The 18137-nt window shown below is 69.3% G+C and carries 17 protein-coding genes and 1 riboswitch; of the genes, 7 read left to right on the forward strand and 10 right to left on the reverse strand.

Annotated elements, in window-relative coordinates; translation table 11 throughout:
- The first annotated feature begins 105 nt into the window (after positions 1 to 105).
- The 3 genes from ON31_RS13450 to ON31_RS13460 all read left to right on the forward strand — a co-directional run bounded on the left by ON31_RS13450 (position 106) and on the right by ON31_RS13460 (position 2795).
- Positions 106 to 804 (forward strand): TetR/AcrR family transcriptional regulator, encoded by a 699-nt coding sequence (locus ON31_RS13450; RefSeq protein WP_039813582.1) that lies wholly within the window; start codon positions 106 to 108, stop codon positions 802 to 804.
- 106 nt (positions 805 to 910) lie between these two features.
- Positions 911 to 2056: an acyl-CoA dehydrogenase family protein gene (locus ON31_RS13455; protein WP_029928549.1), complete on the forward strand. Its 1146-nt coding sequence runs from the start codon at positions 911 to 913 to the stop codon at positions 2054 to 2056.
- A gap of 97 nt (positions 2057 to 2153) precedes the next feature.
- The gene (locus ON31_RS13460) at positions 2154 to 2795 is read left to right on the forward strand and encodes a TetR/AcrR family transcriptional regulator (protein ID WP_039813584.1); all 642 of its coding nucleotides are present in this window, start codon (positions 2154 to 2156) and stop codon (positions 2793 to 2795) included.
- Positions 2796 to 2937: 142 nt separating this feature from the next.
- On the opposite strand, the gene ON31_RS13465 is transcribed toward ON31_RS13460, so the two are convergent.
- Entirely contained in the window at positions 2938 to 3612 is a 675-nt protein-coding gene (locus ON31_RS13465) for a methyltransferase domain-containing protein (protein WP_255222088.1), read from the reverse strand.
- Between the two features lie 201 nt (positions 3613 to 3813).
- Positions 3814 to 7110 carry an ATP-binding protein gene (locus ON31_RS13470; RefSeq protein WP_039813586.1) on the reverse strand — a complete coding sequence of 1099 codons (3297 nt, stop codon included), beginning with the start codon at positions 7108 to 7110 and terminating at the stop codon, positions 3814 to 3816.
- A 117-nt stretch (positions 7111 to 7227) separates the two neighbouring features.
- Here ON31_RS13470 and ON31_RS13475 point away from each other — a divergent pair, with 117 nt between their 5' ends.
- Positions 7228 to 7869, forward strand: coding sequence for a hemerythrin domain-containing protein (locus ON31_RS13475; protein ID WP_039813588.1), 642 nt, complete (start codon positions 7228 to 7230; stop codon positions 7867 to 7869).
- 23 nt (positions 7870 to 7892) lie between these two features.
- Positions 7893 to 8333: a DUF4267 domain-containing protein gene (locus ON31_RS13480; protein ID WP_039813590.1), complete on the forward strand. Its 441-nt coding sequence runs from the start codon at positions 7893 to 7895 to the stop codon at positions 8331 to 8333.
- A gap of 177 nt (positions 8334 to 8510) precedes the next feature.
- On the opposite strand, the gene ON31_RS13485 is transcribed toward ON31_RS13480, so the two are convergent.
- A complete protein-coding gene (locus ON31_RS13485) occupies positions 8511 to 10268 on the reverse strand; it encodes a penicillin-binding transpeptidase domain-containing protein (RefSeq protein WP_370450301.1) in 1758 nt (585 codons plus the stop codon).
- Between the two features lie 180 nt (positions 10269 to 10448).
- Here ON31_RS13485 and ON31_RS13490 point away from each other — a divergent pair, with 180 nt between their 5' ends.
- Positions 10449 to 11351 carry a hypothetical protein gene (locus tag ON31_RS13490; RefSeq protein WP_147286958.1) on the forward strand — a complete coding sequence of 301 codons (903 nt, stop codon included), beginning with the start codon at positions 10449 to 10451 and terminating at the stop codon, positions 11349 to 11351.
- A gap of 8 nt (positions 11352 to 11359) precedes the next feature.
- On the opposite strand, the gene ON31_RS13495 is transcribed toward ON31_RS13490, so the two are convergent.
- Positions 11360 to 12130: an AraC family transcriptional regulator gene (locus ON31_RS13495; protein ID WP_081592425.1), complete on the reverse strand. Its 771-nt coding sequence runs from the start codon at positions 12128 to 12130 to the stop codon at positions 11360 to 11362.
- Positions 12131 to 12176: 46 nt separating this feature from the next.
- Between ON31_RS13495 and ON31_RS13500 the strand changes: the two genes are divergently transcribed.
- Entirely contained in the window at positions 12177 to 12545 is a 369-nt protein-coding gene (locus ON31_RS13500; protein WP_039813595.1) for a DUF4345 family protein, read from the forward strand.
- A 5-nt stretch (positions 12546 to 12550) separates the two neighbouring features.
- Here ON31_RS13500 and ON31_RS13505 read toward each other — a convergent pair whose 3' ends face one another.
- From ON31_RS13505 to ON31_RS13530, 6 genes are all read right to left on the reverse strand, one after another.
- A complete protein-coding gene (locus tag ON31_RS13505) occupies positions 12551 to 13612 on the reverse strand; it encodes a DNA polymerase domain-containing protein (RefSeq protein WP_039813596.1) in 1062 nt (353 codons plus the stop codon).
- Positions 13609 to 14709, reverse strand: coding sequence for an ATP-dependent DNA ligase (locus tag ON31_RS13510; protein WP_186000832.1), 1101 nt, complete (start codon positions 14707 to 14709; stop codon positions 13609 to 13611). The genes ON31_RS13505 and ON31_RS13510 overlap by 4 nt, the downstream gene beginning before the upstream one ends.
- A gap of 123 nt (positions 14710 to 14832) precedes the next feature.
- Entirely contained in the window at positions 14833 to 15234 is a 402-nt protein-coding gene (locus ON31_RS13515; RefSeq protein ID WP_029928527.1) for a cold-shock protein, read from the reverse strand.
- 71 nt (positions 15235 to 15305) lie between these two features.
- Positions 15306 to 15644: a hypothetical protein gene (locus ON31_RS13520; RefSeq protein ID WP_039813599.1), complete on the reverse strand. Its 339-nt coding sequence runs from the start codon at positions 15642 to 15644 to the stop codon at positions 15306 to 15308.
- On the reverse strand, positions 15641 to 16345 hold the full coding sequence (locus ON31_RS13525; RefSeq protein WP_039813602.1) for an MgtC/SapB family protein: 705 nt from the start codon (positions 16343 to 16345) through the stop codon (positions 15641 to 15643). The genes ON31_RS13520 and ON31_RS13525 overlap by 4 nt, the downstream gene beginning before the upstream one ends.
- 143 nt (positions 16346 to 16488) lie before the next feature.
- Positions 16489 to 16657, reverse strand: a riboswitch (M-box (ykoK) riboswitch).
- A 273-nt stretch (positions 16658 to 16930) separates the two neighbouring features.
- Complete coding sequence (locus ON31_RS13530; protein ID WP_039813604.1) at positions 16931 to 17896, reverse strand: hypothetical protein; 966 nt, start codon at positions 17894 to 17896, stop codon at positions 16931 to 16933.
- Positions 17897 to 18137 lie beyond the last annotated feature (241 nt).

Here is an 18137-nt window from a genome sequence, read left to right on the forward strand (position 1 = left end):
CCAGGGTGTGGCCTCTGTCACGGGTATGCCCGGTTACGAGCGGGCAAAACGGGGACGGTGGCCGTGACGCACGGCCGTACCGGTGGTACATGTACAGTTCTCACCGTGGCGCGCACCAGTTCCGGATCGGCCCCGCGCTCGATCACCCGTGACGAGATCGTGGACGCCGCGATCCGTGTGATCGATCGTGACGGCCCCCGCCCCAGCATGGACGACATCGCCCGCGAGGCCCGGATCACCAAGCCGCGGCTGTACCGCCAGTTCGCGGACAAGGCCGATCTGTACGCCGAGATCGCCGACCGCACCACGCGGCTGGCGTTCGCCTCGGCGGGCACCGATATGACCCTCGTGCTGCAACCGCCGCGGGCGGCGCTGCGGCGGGTGTTCACCGAATACGCCAACGGAATCCTGGAGCACCCCAATGTGTTCCGCTATCTCGGCCAGGCCCCCATGCTGCAGCAGGCCGACGGGGCGGTGCTCCAGGTGGATCTGGGCCGCAATGCCGCGCGCAAGCTCACCAAGATGGCGATCACGGTCGCCGAGGCGATCCCGCTGGACACCACCGGTATCGAGTATCTGTCCCGGGCGCTGATCGGCATCGTGGTGTCGGTCAGCGATCTGTGGCTGGCCGACTCCGCTACCCCATCCGCCGAGGACACGGCCGAATTCATCGAGCGCACAACGCAACTGGTGTGGGATCTGATCGACGGATTCCTGCGACGGCAGGGTATTCGCGCCGATCCGGACGTGCCGATCTTCGCCACGCTGGCGGAGGTGAACCAGTCGCGCGGCGGGGAGTCGTGAGGTCGCCACCCGCGGGAATCCCGGGTTGTTGACACTTCGCCAATAACCCTGCACTCTTGTCTCGACGCGCCGGACAGGCGGCGCGCGAGAGCAGAGGAACGCGACGATGGCACGGCCCGCATGGAGCGACGACGAAGTCGAGGCGGTACGAGGACTGGCGACCACCTTCTTCGAGAAGGAAGTGATCCCGCACGAGGAGAAATTCGTCGAGCAGGGACATCCCGATCGCGAGTTGTACCGGCGCGCCGGAGAACTGGGGCTGCTGTGCGCGGCCATCCCCGCCGAGTACGGCGGCGGTGGCGGCACCTTCGCGCACGAGGCGGCCATCATCGAGGCGCAGTGCCACTCCGGCGACGGTGCTATGGGCATGCCGGTGCACTCCTCCATCATCGCGCCCTACGTGCACGAATTCGGCACCGAGGAGCTCAAGCGGCGGGTACTGCCCAAGGCGGCCAGCGGTGAGATGGTGCTGTCCATCGGCATGACCGAACCGGGCACCGGATCGGATCTGCAGAACATCAAGACCCGCGCCGTGCGCGAGGGCGACGAGTACGTCATCACCGGGTCGAAGATCTTCATCTCCAACGGCTGGCTGTGCGACGGCATCATCATCGCCGCCAAGACCGACCCCACCCAGGGCGCGGCGGGCGTCTCGCTCATCTTCGCCGAGGTGAACGACGAGACACCCGGATTCAAGCGCGGCCGCATCCTGTCCAAGATCGGCGGCAAGGGCCAGGACACCGCGGAGCTGTTCTTCGACGGCCTGCGGGTGCCCGCCTCGAATCTGCTGGGTTCGGCCGAGGGCCAGGGCTTCTACCAGATGATGCAGATGCTGGCGCAGGAGCGACTGGTCACTGCCATCATGGCGGTGGCGATGATGGAGAAGGCGGTGGAACTGACCGTCGACTACACCAAGGGCCGCGAAGCGTTCGGCAAACCGCTGTTCGCCATGCAGAACACCAGGTTCGAACTCGCCGAATGCGCGACCATCGCCACCGTGAGCCGGGTCTTCCTGGACGACTGCCTGGTCAAACACGTGGCGGGCGAACTCGATATTCCCACTGCTGCCATGTCGAAGTACTGGCTGACCGACCAACTGGGTATCGTGGTAGACCGCTGTCTGCAACTGTTCGGCGGCTACGGATACATGACCGAATACCCGATCTCCCAGCTCTACACCGGCGCCCGAGTGCTGCGGATCCTGGCGGGCGCCAATGAGGTGATGAAGGATCTCATTGCCCGCTCACTCTGACACCGAGTCGCGGCCGACGCCCGGCAGCGACACCGACACCGAGTCGCGGCCCACACCCGGCAGCGACACCGGCACTGCGTCTGCGGTCGAGGCGACGGTGCTCGACGCCACCGCGGCCGAGGGGGCCGACGCGCCGTCGCGTCGCCGTCGCCTCGAGCCCGACGAACGCCGCGCCCAGATCCTCGCCTGCGCCATCGACATGTTCGGGGAACGGCCCTATGCGGCGGTCTCCACCGCCGAACTGGCGCAGCGCGCCGGAGTGGCGCGCGGCCTGATCAATCACTATTTCGGGAACAAGCGTGACCTGTACCTGGCGGTGGTGCGCCGCATGGTCACCCTGCCGCGCCCCGAGGCCATGACCGTGCCCACCGGCACCATGCGCGACCGCGTGGACGCCAGCGTGGCGTGGCTGCTCGACACCATCGGCGAGCACGGCCACACCTGGGTGAAGGTCACCGGCCACGAGGGCATCGGCGACGATCCGGAAGTGCAGCGCATCCTCGACGAGGCCGACACCGCCGCCGCCGATCGGGTGGTGCGGATGATGGGGCTCGAGGAATCGCTGCACAGCGACGAGCTGCGCGCCCTGGTGCGCTGCTACGGCGGTCTGGTGAAGGCCGCGGGCCGCGAATGGATCGTGCGCGGCAGCCTGACCCGCGAGCAGGTGCACAACCTGCTCGCCGACATGCTGCGCACCCTCATCACCGAGACGTTCCCGAACGTGCACGGCGACAACTGAATCCGGACCGAACTCGGCAAGGCCATCGCTCAGCGGGCGGCGGACCTGGTGGGCTGGCGGTGAACCGACGTTCACGCCCGACCGTGGAAGCGGCGGGCGGGCGCGGGCCAGGTTGTCGCGCCGGTGGGCGGCGGGATTCGTATCAGCGGCGTCGTGCGCGATTCGGCCGGTGCGCCACCTGGGTTCGCAGCATGTGGTGCGCGCCGCGCTGGAACCGGTAGGTCACCTCCCGCAACTCGGTGCGGTGGCCGCGGGAGTGCAGCTCCGCGCGCAGCCGGTCGAGGAAGGCGACCGGCTCCCCGGTCGCCTGCACCACCAGCGGATACACCCGCACCTCACCGCGGGTGACCCGCAGCAGTTCGTCGAGGGCGCGCCGGTGCCAGTCCTCGCCCAACCGGTCGGCCCAGGTGAACAGCAGATGTGAGCAGAGCACCAGGTCGAAAGCGGCGGTGGTGAACGGGAGTTGGGGCAGCGCCGCCGCGACGTAGCGTCCGGGTCGTGCGCGCAGGTCCGCGAGGAAGCGCGCTCCCGCCACGTGACGCATCGACCGACGGCTCTCGATATCGCCGTACCACCCCCATTCGAAGCATTCCGCGTGCGCGTCGATCATGTCGTCACCCTCGCGCAGCCCCGCCGACACGCGCGACTCGATCTCATTCACCCCGACCGCGTACACCGGATCGGCGGCCACCACCCGCTGTCCGGTCTCGGCGGCGAAACTCGCTCCGCCCGCGCAGCAGTCGAGCACCCACCGGTTCAGGTCCGCGTCCGACAGATCGAACATGGCGCGGTACTCGGCCGCGGAGCGTGAGGTCACCAGCATGGATCCAGTGACTATCAGGCGGGACGCCACCGAGTCCACCTGTTTCCCGGCGGCGAGCACGCACACGAGTCGACAGCCGACCGCCAAAGGGGTTGCGACAGAACGAGAGTGGTCCGGGAGATTTGGGCTGGAGATCGGAAGGCGCTTGGCGTCGAACTGGAAACGGACCCGAGGGGCCGAACGGTGGTCGCGCTTTCAGCGCTGCCGCGGCCGCGAATCGGGGCCGCCGTGAGCACCCTCGGCGTGGCTTCGGGCGGCGGTCGACCAGTGCGGGGCGTTCCAGCGGTCGGCGATGACGGCGGCCCGGGTGAAGTGGGCGGCGGCCTCGTCGGTGTGGCCGAGCAGGAGAGCGAGTTCACCGAGCGTGTGGGCGACCGGGCGGACGGCCAGTGACAGGCTCGCCGCACCAGCCGGAGGGCCGTCTCGGTGGGGCAGCAGGTCCGCGTAGATCCGCGCGGCGGCGTCGCGGTCGTTCAGGGCGACCGCCGCCATCGCCCGCAGACTCGTCAGGAAGGTGTAGAAGAAGTCGGGCCGGATCGGATGCCGTGATGTGCGGAGGAGGCGGGCCTCATCGGTGCGGCCGGCGGCGTGCAGGGCGAGCACGAGCAGGTCGGCGGCCATCGGGCCGTACGCCGCGTGTAGCGCGCGCACCTCGTCCAGATGGTCGCCGAGCGTGCCGTCGTTGAGCCGGATCACCGCCAGCGCGAGGCGAAGGAAGCCGGTGGCGTGCACCGATCCGGCGCGTTCCATGCGTTCGTTGGCCTCGGCGTAGCGGCGTTCGGCATCGGCGGACCGGCCCTCGATGAGCACCAGTGTCGCCAGCGCGACCTCGGCCACACCGATCGCTTCCGGCATCCGGTAGGCGCGGGCGAGAGCCAAGGCCTCCTCGGTCAGGCGGCGCATGGTCGCCGGGTCGTTGGCCGCGGCGGCGCTCGCGGCCTGGTCGAGCAGCCCGGTCACGCGGTAGACCGGCAGATCGTGCTCGACACTGATCTCCACCAGCGCACGGGAGTACTCCTGCCGCCCGGAGTCACGCGCCAGCACCAGCAGCGCCGCGGCGCGTAGCCGGGGAGTGGTGGCGAGGTCCAGGGCTTCCCGCGCGGCCGCCATGACCGTCGGATCGGCCTCGCCCACCAGCTCGTGGGAGTACGCGATGAGCAGGTGTGCCCGCACCTCGGGGGCGAGATCGGCGCGCGCGAGCAGGCGATCGAGCCGGTCGACGATCGGACGGTCGACCGTGCCGTAGGGACGGGACTGCCAGGGGGTGGGCTCGGTCCAGGCCGTGAACGCGGCGATCATCAGATCGTCGCGCCCGAGCGATTCGGCGTACTCCACGGCCTGCTGCCGGGTATCCCGGGCCGCGGCGAAGGCCCCGGCCCTGACCTGCGCGCGTAGCAGCCTGCCGAGCAGGTCGACGTGCTCGTCCGGGTGGGTGGCGTTGGCGACGGCGTCGGTGAGGAGTCCGGCGGCGACATCGTGGGCATACCGGGCCTCGGCCAGTTCGGCGGCCCGCACGCAGTAGCCGACGGCCTGCGGCGATCCCGCGCGCGCGTGGTGATGGGCCAGGGCCGCGATGTCGCCGCTGCCCGCCAGGGCCGCAGCGATCCGGGCGTGCATCCTGGTGGTCCGCAGTCGGCTCACATCAGTCAGCAAGGTGTCCCTGACCAGCGCGTGCACGAAACGGACGCGCCCGGGCGCGGGTTCGTCGAGCAATCCGGCGATGACGCCCGCGTCGAGTGCGTCCAGGACGCCGTCCTCGTCGGTGTCGGCGGCGCGCACGAGCACGTCCACCGAGCTTTCCCGGCCCGCCACCGCCGCCAGTCGCAGGACGGACACACCGCTCTCGGGCAGCCGCGTGAACCGGCGTCGCAGCACATCCCGGACACCCTCGGGGACCTCGGACAGCGCCATGAGCGCGCCCTCACCATTCAGCAGCCGCGCGGTCTCGCGCACATAGAACGGATTGCCGCCGGTGCGTTCGGCGATGCCGGTGACGGTCGCGTCGTCGGCGCGGCACTCGGCGCGTACCAGTTCGGCGACGGCGGCGCGATCGAGTCCGGGCAGGTCCAGCCGCAGGGGTGCGGTGCGGGCGAGGGATGCCAGCGTTGCGGTGAGCCGCTCGCTTTCGTCCGCGCGGTACGCCGCGACGACCAGGATCGGACCCCGCGCGTCGACGATTCCGCCGAGCAGTTCCAGGGTGGCGGCGTCGGCCCAGTGCAGGTCGTCCAGGACGACGGCGACCGGACGGTCGGCGGCGCACGCCGAGAACCAGGACCACACGGCCTGCCGCAGCCGGAATCGTCCGGCGGCGGCGTCACCGGCCACCGCCACGTCACCGACCACCGCCGCGGAATCGCGGAGCAGCGGCGCGAGGTCGGCGGCGAACGCTCCCGGCGCGACGCTTCCGGCCACCGACCGCAGCACCTCCACCCACGCCCACGCGGGCGGTGCGCTGTCCACGTCGGGGCAGCGTCCGGCGGCCACCAGCCACCCGTGGCGTACCAGCCGCGCGGCGAGATGCTCGAGCAGGGTCGATTTGCCGAGTCCGGCTTCCCCGGTGACGAATGCGACGCGCACCCCGCCGGTAGTGGCCGCATCGGCGGCCGCCAGCAACGCCGAAAGCTCGGCGTCGCGGCCCACGAACGTGGTCGCCTCCGGGTCGTCACCGGAGGGCGGTGCTGGCGTGGCCACCGGGAGTCGGGCCGCGTCGGCGGCGGGTGGGGAGACGGCCCGGCGCAGCACGTCGGTGCGTTGGGTGAGGATCGCTTCTTCCAGCGCCACCAGGTCCGGTCCGGGGTCGAGGCCCAGTTCGTCGGCGAGGAGGGTGCGGGCGCGGCGCAGTGCGGCCAGGGCGTCGGCTTGGCGGCCGCTGCTCCACAGGGCGAGGGCGTGCAGGCGCCAGCCCTCCTCGCGCAGCGGATGGTCGCGCGTAAGGCGTTCGGTGTCGGGAACCACCGTCGCGGGACGAGCGAGCCGCAGTCCCGCCGCGATGTGCAGTTCGCGGGCGATCAGGCGCAGCTCGTCGAGCCGAGCGATTTCGGCGACGGCCCACGGCTCGTCGGCGACCTCGGCGAACGCCGGCCCCCGCCACAGCGCCAACGCCTCGTCCAGGTGGCCCCGAATGTCACGGGGGTCGGTGAGCGCGCGGGCCTGGTCGAGCAGTTCCTCGAATCGCCACGCGTCCACCGCTTTTCGCGGCAGCCGCAATGCGTAGCCGGGCGATGCGCTCACCAGCGAGCGAGCCGGTGCCCGCGGCGCGCGGCCGGGTTCGAGCAGGCGGCGCAGGTTGGAGATGTAGGCCTGCAACGACGCGAGAGCGCGCGCGGGCGGTTCGCCGCGCCACAGGTCCTCGACCATCCGGTCGACCGGTACGACCTGACCGCGCGCGGCCACCAGCAGGGCCAGTACGCCGCGCTGCCGCGGCCCGCCGAGGGGAAGGGATTCGCCGTCGGTCTCGGCCGCGAACGAACCCAATACCCGGATCAAGACCATGACGGGCTCATCGTACGCGTGGCCGGGTCACGGTTTCCAAGTCGGCTGCTAGTGCCTTCCAAACCGCCGGGCGCAGTCTCGAACCCGTCGAACACAACGGTCGAAGGACAGGAACAGATGAGCGTCGACACTCAGGACATGAAGATCGTGCACCGCGCCTTCCGGCGCGAGTCACGGCTGCTGACGGAACTGGTCGCGGCGGTCGCCCCGGGAGATACGGTGCGCGCCAAGGTGATCGCCGACCATTTCCGCGACTACCGGCTGGGGCTGAAGAACCACCACGAGGGCGAGGACGAGCTGTTGTGGCCACCGCTGCTGGCCCGGGTCGATCTGGAAGCGGACGTCGTGCTGCGCATGCAGGCGCAGCACGAGCGGGTGGAAGCCACCTTGGCCGCGCTCGACATCGCGGTCCCGGCGTGGGAGGCCGGGGCCGGAGCCGACGAACGCGACACGGTCGTGGCGGTACTCGTCGATCACCGGGCGGTGTTGCTCGACCATCTCGACGACGAGGAGACGACGCTGCTTCCGCTGGCGGCCGACCACATCACCGAACGGGAATGGGCGTCGCTGGGCGATCACCTGGTGGCCAATACGCCCAAGCTCACCCTGCTCACGCTGTTCGGTCTCGTCCTGGAGGAGGCCGACCGCAGCGAGAGAGCCAAGCTGCTCGGTGGTCTTCCCGCACCGGTGCGCGCCATCTGGCACACCGTAGGCCGTCCCCGCTACGCCCGTCACATCCGCCGCGTCCGCGCGGCCTGATCCGAGAAACCGAGGAAACGATCATGACGAGATATCGCTGGACCACCCTGATGGCCGTGCTCTGCGCGGCCGCACCGTTGTACTTCGGGCTGAATTTCCTGCTCGATCCCGTCGGCGCCCCACAAGGTTTCGGTATCGAGCCGTGGCCGACCGGCAACGCCGACGGCTACTTCGTCGTCAAGGGCGCGCGTGACATCGCGGTCGCCGCCGTCACGTTCCTGCTGCTCGCCCTCGGCCACCGTCGGCTGCTCGGCTGGGTGGTGCTGATCAACGCCGCGATACCGTTCGGCGACGCGCTGGCGGTCGTCACGCACGGCGGCACCGCGGCAACGGCATTGGCCGTGCACGGCTCGGCGATGGGGCTCGTGGTGCTCACCGCAGTACTGCTGCTGACCGAACGCCCGCGAGCCGCGCTGCCCACCGCCACCGGTGACACACCCCGGACGGCCGGCGTCGCCCACTGATGCTCGCCGTGCCCGGTAGCCGCACCGCCACCGGGCACTCGGCGGCCGCGAACCCCGGCGGTTCGCGGCCGCTCCGGTCGTGGGAGTGAGCCTGCGTCGCTGCGAGATCCGCCCCGCTGTCCGTTGCCGCCATAGGTGGCGGACAGCGGGCGGTGCTGCGTGCGGTCCGCCGAATCCTCAGCGCTGCCGCAGCATCCGGCCGGCCGCGTCGACGGCCGGGCCGGAACTGTTGGCGTCGTAGACGAAGACCGCGAAGGCGAGGTCGCCGTCGATGCCGACGAACCAGCCGTGGGCGTGGGTGTCGTCGATGAATTCGGCGGTGCCGGTCTTGCCGAGCAGGCCGGGGATGTCGCGCAGTTGGGTGGCGGTGCCGTCGGTGATCGTTTCGCGCATCATGGTTCTCACCTGGTCGGCGATACCGGCCGGGAGTGCGGGCGGGGTGCGGTCGGGGGTGCCGGGCTGTCCCGCGACCAGGGTGGGGGCGGGGACGGAACCGTGCGCGAGGGCGGCGGCGACCAACGCCATGCCGAACGGGGAGGCGGTGACCTTGCCTTGACCGATGCCCTCCTCGACGCGCAGCGCGGGGGTGTCGGCGGTGGGGACCGAACCGGTGACGGTGGTCAGGCCGGGGGTGACGTAGTCGATGCCCAGACCCAGTTGAGCGGCGGCGGTGGTGAGGGCATCCGGGGGCAGATCGACGGCCAGTCGGCCCATGGTGGTGTTGCAGGAGCGGGCGAAGGCGGTGTGCAGCGGGACCTCGCCGAGGTCGAAGTTGTTGTCGTTGGGGATGCGGCGGCCCTCGATATTCGCCGAACCCGGACAGGCGACAATACTGTCGGGGGTCACCGACCCGGCCTGCAGCGCCGCGGACACCGTCACCGTTTTGAAGGTCGAGCCGGGCGGGTACAGGCCGGTCAGCGCGATGGGTCCTTCTGCGTCGGCGGCCGAATTCTGTGCCACGGCAACGACATTCCCGGTCGAGGGCTGCAAGGCCACGATGGCGGCCGGTTGCGTGATGGGCGTGAGCGCCGCTTCCGCCGCGCGTTGCAGACCGAGGTCGAGGGTGGTGCGGATATCGGTGGTGGGCTGGGGGTCCTGGCCCGCGACCCGCTCGGTGCCCTGCGGGGTGCGGGCGCGCACCGCCCAGCCCGCCGCGGCGTCGGCCTGCTGCTGCCACAGCTCCGACAGCCCCGACAGGGTGGGGGAGGCCAGGTCCCGGTCGGTGGTGAGCAGGCGGGTCTGGGGTGCCAGGGTGACATTCGGCAGGGCCGTCAGCGCATCCCGGATCGGGGCGAGGTCGGATTCCCGCAGAGTGATCGCCGTGACCGGGTTACCTTGTGCCGCAGCGATTTCCGATTGCAGCGACGTCGCGGTGATGCCGGGGGCGATGGGGGACAGCAGATTCGCCACCGCGACGGTGTCCACTCCGGGCGAGAGATTCACCAGGGTCACCACCTGCTGTGCCATCAGCTCACCGCCGGTGCTGTCGAGCACCCGTGCGGGATCCGGATAGACCGGGCTGTAGCTCAGCGGTCCGGTGTCCAGTCCCGGTGCGACGGCGGCCGGATCCCAGGCGACCTTGAACCCGTCACCGGTATCGGCGGCCTTGCCGGTGGTGGTGTAACTCCACTCGTTCGCACCGAGTTTCCAGGTCGCGGCGAGCGTGAACGTCCCGGCGTCGGTGTCGACCCCGCGCACCTCGAACCGCGCATCGGTGCCGAGCCCGTCGTAGAGCGCGCCGAGGGCGGCCGCGGCCTGCGTCGGGTCGGTGGTGACGGCGGCCGCCGCGCTCGGATCGTCATTGGTGAGCGCGTCGGCGAAGCTGGTCGCGACGGAGGTCATCCGTTCGGTGGTGTCGTCGTCGAAGAGCCCGCATCCGGTCAGCGTCAGGGTGGGGACGGCGAACAGCGCGAATAGTCGTGTCCTGGTCAGCACTGAGCCGACCCTACCCGCCGACGCCGGTCGAACCGGGCAGGCCGCGTCCGGAATTCGCCGTCCCGCGGACGGTGGGGCGGGCGGTGGGATGGAATGCCGGTGGGAATGCTTTCGACGGAGACATTCTCAGTGGCGGGAGCCCGCTAGACTGCGGAGTATGCACTTCGGGCGGGGTTTCACGTGTTCATCAGCAGCGCCTTGATCGATTTGTGCAAGGGAATACGCGATCGTGTGTTGAAGCTCCGCGAGGCCGGTGAGGCCTTTTCGGACACCTCTCGACAAGTCGGTGGCGATGGACCACACGACGCGGTCGACGCGATCGTGCACGAAGACCGCGAAATCGGACCGATGGTCGCGGCGACCGTGAAAACGGAGTACGAGCCGTCCACGGCATCGCCGGGGCCATCGGACCACAGCGAATCCGCGCCCGGATATTCGATACCCGGGAGCATTACCCGGGGCCGCGACCTCATCGACGATCTCGACTATCGCGCGCTCGATCGCGCGGGATACGGCACCAACCACGGCGGGCGTGCGTTGGGTGAGGTGAACCGACGCCAGGGGTTCGACGGCCCGCCCACCCTGGTGTCCCGCGAGGAGTTGGACCAGATCGTCGCGGCGGGAGGTGTCGAGTTGTTCCGCGGCGTATCGGACCCGCGTTTCGTCGCGGAGTTCAAATCGGGCTCGTACTTTCCCGGCACCGGACAATACGGGGAGGGTACTTATGCGACGCCGGACGTGGGAATGGCGCTGCGATATGCGGACCACCGGTCGGAAACGTTGTTGAGGATGGCGCTGAAGCCCGACGCGAAGGTGGTGGACTACCTCGACCTGTACCACGAGCAGCAAGCGGAATTGCGGTCGATCAGCGAGAAGATGGAGGAGCTTCGGAGGGGGGAACGGCCGCACGACGCGTCGGAAAGAGAAGAGGAACTGGAATCACGGTATTGGCAGGTGTATGACCGCGGGAAGTTCGCCGCCATCAAAGGCTACGATGCGTTTTCTGTCGGCGGCACCGAAGAGGCGGGCGTCCGTCAGGAATGGATTATCCTGAATCGCACCGCACTTGCGGTCGAGCGATAGGTCCGTCGCTACGTTGGCCCGACGATCAGGCGGGTCCCGTTGGCCAGCAGTGTCGTCGCGGTGAGACCGAACATGGTGTGGAAGCTATCGCTGAAATGACTCGGCGACGCGAATCCGGCGTCACTGGCCGCGGTGGTGAGGTCGTGTCCCTGTTCGACGGCGGCCGCGACCCGCATCATGCGTGACCACAGCCGGTAGCGGCGCAGGCTGGTGCCGGTCTGGGCGGAGAACAGGTGCAGGAACCGTGAGGTGGACAGGCCGACGTCGGTGGCGAGGGCGGTCGCGCCGAGCGTTCCGGCCGGATCGGCGCGGATCGTCCGAACCGTAGCGCGGATGCGGGCGTCGGTGATAGCCGGTGTGTCCGTGTCGGCGATGCGGCGCAGCAGCGCGGCGGGGTCGAGCGGATTCGCCTGCCGCATCTGGTCGATGAGCGCCGATTCGTGACGGTGGGTGAGCCCGATCGCGCCCAGTGTCTCGGTCGTGCACCGTTCGACGCCGCTCAGGAGCGTCGGTTCGAGGTAGCAGAACAGCATCCGCCCCGAATCCACCACCACCTGGTGCCGCGTGCGGGCCGGAATGAACGCGCTGCGCACCGTGCGCTGGTCGGCGGCGACCCGCACCGTGAACGGCGCGTCGATCCCGACCGCGACGCAGTGCACCGACCCCGAATGCGGATCCAATCGCAGCGACGGCCCCAGATACGCGGCGTACCCGGACCGGATCCAGATCGTCGCCACTTCGCCCGGACAGCACGTTTCCGGAAGTGCGGCCCTGTCCATGCCCGTGATCATCGCATGTGACATTCCACGCGAAAGGGTCCCGCCCGTGCGCACAGTCGTCGTTCTGGTCATCGCCGCCGCGTTTCTCGCCATGGGCGGTTACGCGCTGGTGGCTCCCGCCGCCATCGCCCGTCCCTTCGGCACCCGCGTCGACACTCCCGACGGCCGTTCCGAGATCCGGGCCGTCTACGGCGGTTTCGGTCTCGCCGTGGCGATCATGCTGGCTCTCGCGGCCTTCGGTCCCGGCGGCTTGCGCGATGGTGTCATCGCCACCACCGCCGCGGCCCTGGCCGGCATGGCGGCGGGTCGGCTCATCTCCCGCCTGGTGGACCAGCCGGTGCCGTTCTATCCGGTCTGGCTGTTCTTCTGGATCGAAACGATCGCTGCCGCAGTGCTTTTCGCCATTCTCCCGTGAGGCGGCTACTCGCTGTTCCGGCGAGCCTTGCTCGGCTGCACCCGCGGGGGTTCGTTGGGCATCTTCGGATACACCGGGGGCCAGGGTGCGTCCATGAGGCCGTCGGCCATATCGCGCTCGGACATCTCGAGCAGCGGGGCGAGGGATTGGGGGGTGCGGTCGGCCCAGGGGTCGCCGTGGCGGGCGACGCGGTCGGGGACGGTGGCGATGGTGAGATCGTCGGGGACGACGGTGTCCAGGTCGGACCAGGAGATGGGCGTGGAGACCTGGGCGCCGACCTTGGGGCGCACGCACCAGGCGCCGAAAACCGTTTTGTGCGGGGCGTTCTGGTTGAAGTCGACGAAGACGCGGCTGCCGCGCTGCTCCTTCCACCACTGGGCGGTGATGCGGTCGGGGTGGCGGCGTTCGAGTTCCCGGGCCAGGGCGACGGCGGCGGCGCGCACCTGGTAGCCGTCCCAGCGCGGTTCCAGCAGGGCGTACAGGTGCAGGCCGCGCGAGCCGGAGGTCTTGACGCGCACGTCGATGCCGAGTTCCTCGCACAGGTCGCGGGTGGCCAGCGCGGCCGCGCGCAGGTCGTCGAAACCGATACCGGGGGAGGGATCGAGGTCGATGCGCAGTTCGTCGGTGATGCCGGTGGGCGGCAGTTCGTTGCCGTCGGCGTCGAAGACCGGCGGCGCGGTGCCGGTCTCCTCCGCGGCCGCGTGGGTGGGCCACACGTGGAAGCCCAGGCAGCCCAGATTGACCGCCCACAGGATGTGCGCGAGGTCGGCGGCCACCAGGGCGTCGCTGGTGGTGCCGTTGGGGGTGGACACGACGGTGGTCCGCAACCAGTCCGGCACCGAGGCGGGCACCCGCTTCTGGAACCAGGATTTGCCGCTCGCCCCGTCCGGATACCGCTCCAACAGTACCGGCCGGTCCTTGATGGTGTTCATGATCGGGTCGGCGACGGCCTGGTAGTAGCGCACCAGGTCGAGTTTGGTGTCGCCGCGTTTGCTGAAGTAGATCTTGTCCGGATTGGAGATGGTGACGGTGTGCCCGTTCGCCTCGATCTCGACGGAACCGCTCACGACCGTGCTCCCTCGCCGGCTTTCGCCTCGGTGAAGATATCGGCCAGTTCGGCGGGTGCGACCTCGTCGAGCTGGGCGTAGGTACAGGATTCGGGGGTGCGGTCGGTGCGGAAGCGCACCAGCCGCCCGCCGTGGCGCAGCCGCCCGGACATGACGTGCTCGTAGCGCACCTCGCCGACCAGTTCCGGGCGCAGCGGCTCCCAGGACAGGTCCTTGCCGCCGGTCCAGCGGCTGACCCCGCCCGGCATCTTGCCCTCGGCCTTGGCCTGTGCGGCCGCGTCGGCCCACTCCCGCCACGGGTGGTTCTCCAGGGCGTTCGTGCGCAGCGGCTCCAGTTCGGTCACCAGTTCCTTGCGGCGGGCGGCGGTGAAACTGCTGGCCACGCCGACATGGTGCAGGTGGCCGTCGTCGTCGAACAGGCCCAGTAGCAGCGAGCCGACGCCTTCGCCGTCCTTGTGCCAGCGGAATCCGGCGATCACGCAGTCGGCGGTGCGTTCGTGCTTGACCTTCAGCATGACCCGCTTGTCCTGCAGGTACGGCAGATCCTTGGCCTTGACCATGACCCCGTCGAAGCCCGCGCCCTCGAACCGGGTGAACCAGTCGCGCGCCTGCTGCGGATCGTCGCTGATGGGGGTGAGGTGGGTGCGGGAGAAGCCGCCGTCGAGCACCGTCTCCAGCAGTCGCCGCCGCTGTTCGAACGGTTCCTCGGTGAGATCTCGGTCCCCGAGCGCCAGCAGGTCGAAGCCCACGAAACTGGCGGGGGTCTCCACCGCCAGCTTGTTCACCCGCGACGCCGCCGGATGCAGCCGCTGCTGCAGGGTGTCGAAATCCAGGCCGTGTTCGGTGACCACCACGATCTCGCCGTCGACCACACATTTCTCGGGCAGCGCCGCAGCCAGCAGTTCCACCAGTTCGGGGAAGTACCGGGTGAGCGGGCGGTCGTTGCGGGAGCCGAGTTCGATCTCGGGTCCGTCGCGGAAGACGATGCAGCGGAAACCGTCCCATTTGGGCTCGAACAGCAGTCCGGGCTCCTCCGGAATGGCGGACACCGATTTCGCCAGCATCGGTTTGACCGGCGGCATGACGGGCAGATCCACGCGACCTCCTCGGGGTTACCTACCCAGGTAGACGCCGCGCCCGATCGAAACTCATCGGTCGGATACGGCGGCTCCCCAAGATCGTAAGGCCGTACCGGTCAGTTTTTCGAGACCGGCATGCCCTCAGCCGTCGATCCACCCGTGCTGATCGGCGAAGGCGGTGAGGCGCTCGCGGATGGTCAGTATCTCCCCGGCGGTCAGGGCCGGGCTGGCGTCGAGCAGCAGTTCGGTGATGAGCCGCCGGTGCTCCTCGGCGCTGAGCTGTCCGGCCGTCCGCTCGCCGCGTTCCTTGTTCTTGTGCCGCACCGGCCCCGTCCCCCCGACCAGCGCCAGGTTGATCGCCTTCGGCCCCCGGTCACCTTCGGTCACATCGAATTCGAACACCCGCCCCTGGCGCAGTTCGTCCTCGTCCAGGCCGATGTCGTTGACATGGACGAAAACGTCCGGGCCACCGTCTTCGGGCCGAATGAATCCGAACCCCCGTGAACTGTCGAACGACACCAATTTCCCGATGGACACCAACACCTGCTCCTCGTCGCCGCGTCCCTCTGCGGGTCACTGTAACCCGCGAACTGCCCGATGTCGGATGAAAGGGATTAATTTTCGATTGCCGCGCGCGGCTGAACGGTGCTGCCGCCGCGCATTTCGCGCGCCGGGCGGCGAATGCTCGAATGGTGCTCGGTCTGTTTGGGGCGCAGTGGGTTTCGCGTGACTTGGCAGGCGATGACGTCCGGTTGCGCCGTGCGCGAGCGGATTGCGTGTCGAGGTGGGTCCGCCGTCGACGCGATGCCCCGGAACCAGCCTTCCCATCCGTGGCGATACCGCATTCGGCGGTGCGTCGCCGGACCGCCGACACTTCCGAAATCGGTGCCGGCCTCGCCCGGTCCGGCGCGGCGCACACCCGCCGCGCCGGATGCCGCGGACGCGCCGATCATGGCGCACCGAGCTGGTCCAGGGTGCGCCAGCCGACGCTGGTCACATGTGGTTCCAGGCTCAGACGGCTGACCGCGGACTCCATCTGCCGGTCGTCGCGGCGATCGGAGACCAGCTCGGCGCGCACCTCCACCTTGCCGGAACCGATATCGGAGCTGGCGACCGACACCAGCTGAAAATCGGTGCGGGTCAGCGACTGCACCAGCAGCGCGCGGGTGTGCGCCTCGTGGGCGTCGTCGGTGCAGGCGATGAACGAGTACCGGGTGTGCTGTTCGTCTCCCGCCTCCGGACGGCGGTCCACCCGACGACCCGCGGCCCGCAGCGCGGTATTGACCACGACCACCACGACCGTGCCCGCCAGCGCCGTGGGCAGCATGCCCGCACCGGCCAGCGCGCCGATCGCGGCCGAACACCACAGCGTGGCGGCGGTGTTGAGGCCGCGCACGGTGAACCCGTCGCGCAGGATGACGCCCGCGCCGAGGAATCCGATACCCGAAACGATCTGTGCCGCAACGCGGGTCGGGTCGGCGGTACCGCCGCTGAAGCCATGGGCCGACAGCAGCACGAACAGGGTCGCGCCCGCGGCGACCAGCGCGTTCGTCCGCAGCCCGGCCATGCGCGCCCGATACTGCCGCTCGAACCCGATCACCGCACCCAGGCTCACCCCGGCCAGCAGCCGAATGAGCATGTCCACCATGGTCATGACGCACTCCCGAGAAAAGGTCGGCGCACCGCGCGCTACCGGGAGAGCGGAATCCTCCGAACGAGCGCGGGTGGGTCGCCGAAACACCGTGTGGCCACCTGATATCGACTCCGAGATCGATCACTTCCACCGGGCACGCCCACCACCTCCTTCCTCGTAAGACCTTTGGCACTTCGCGGCGTAACCCGTCCGACGGGAGCTGGTCGGGATCACCCCTTGATTCGGGGAGACCTGTCCTGATCGGTGGCGTCTCTCGACCTTTACGATCGCCAGCCTGTATCCGCGAAGGAGCCTCAGCGAACGACGGCACCTCGCCCCAGCGAGTAAACACCCGGCATCCCGGTTTCGCCACCGGATGTGCGCGGCGCAACACCGAGGGTGGCTGATCACGGTTCTCCGAACCTGTCGCGCGCGGTCCTTCCATTCCTCGACGAGTCGATGAGCTTGCCGGTCGAACTCCCGCCGGTCCGAGGTCCGCCAGGTGTCGGGATCGGTATCGAGACCGCGTTCGGTGACGAAGCGCAGGAAGTGGGCGGAGGTGGCTTTGCTGCGGGCCCGGATGAATTCCTTCTCTCGGTGTCGGAGTCACAGCTTCTTCATCCCGTGCCAATATGATCCTCTCATCAGCTTCTCGCCGAGTTTCGGGTTGTCTCCAGCGAGCATGACCAGTTCCTGAGGCGAGGGAAACTCCACGACTCGTCCCTCGAATCGTGCGCGCATGTCCCGCAGCAGTGCCGCATCACGCTGAGTCAGCGGGCCGAGGTCGCCGGTAAGGAATCGGTCGATACGAAGTCGCATGTTCCTGACGGACTCATCCAGGTTAGCGGGGGTGAGGTCCCAGTCGTATCCGGCTTTGGCCCAAGCGACACCGCCGTCGGTCATGGAGGCGGTCACCTGCAATCTGTCGACACCCGATCGCCGGAAGTAGTCCTCGGTCGACGCCGAGAACGCCGTGGAGAACCCTTGGCCGGTGAAACCCTTCTGAAGTTCGGTGAGTTCGTTGGCGACAACCAGATTCCCGTCGTCGTCGCGGAAGACGCTGTAGAGGAGCGAACCGGCATCGCTCCCGGCATCGTCGCGGATCTCGCCGACGAAGGTCACTTTCGCCGGGCTCGTACTGCCGTCGTCGAGAGTCCAGGATCGCTCGTACCAGGCGTTGATGTTCACCACGTGATACGGGCCGTACCGCCGCTGGAGTCCGCGCAGTTCCCGGGTCAGATCATGGTCGCCGAGCTCGCCACGCCGGGCACTGTCGTAGAGGCCGCCGACGGGCGGCATATGTGACAGGTCGGTGATCGGTATCCGCATGCCGGGTGGTCCGGAAGACGTCCCGCTGCGGTGCGTATCGCCCGGGTGTTGCGCGGACGCGACCCGCTGGTATCCGTCCCTGTCGGCACCGCCGTAGCTGCGGCGTGCGGCCGTGACCTGGGCGGCCAGTTCACCCAGCGTGCCGCTCAACTGTCCACCGGTCCGGCGAGCGAGCAGGTCGGCCATGGCGTCCCGCATGCGCCGCAACAGTTCAGCGGGTCGCTCACCGGCCCGCTGTCTCATCGTCGGCCGCCATACCCGACAGCGTCACCTCCGTGGCCGTCGGCATCATCCACCCGGTGGCCCGACGGCAACGCGGTGATGAGGGCGGCGGGCAGCACGAGATGCCATGTGGTCGATGTGGGTAGCCTCGGAGATACGGGCCGAAATGTTTGGGCGCGACTAGGAGGCGGCGGAGTCTCGCCTCCTGGTCGCGTGATCCGAGACGCTTCCAGGAATAGCGGCTGGGCACAATGGGCCGGGG

Source organism: Nocardia otitidiscaviarum NBRC 14405 (assembly GCF_000308635.1).
Classification (GTDB): domain Bacteria; phylum Actinomycetota; class Actinomycetes; order Mycobacteriales; family Mycobacteriaceae; genus Nocardia; species Nocardia otitidiscaviarum.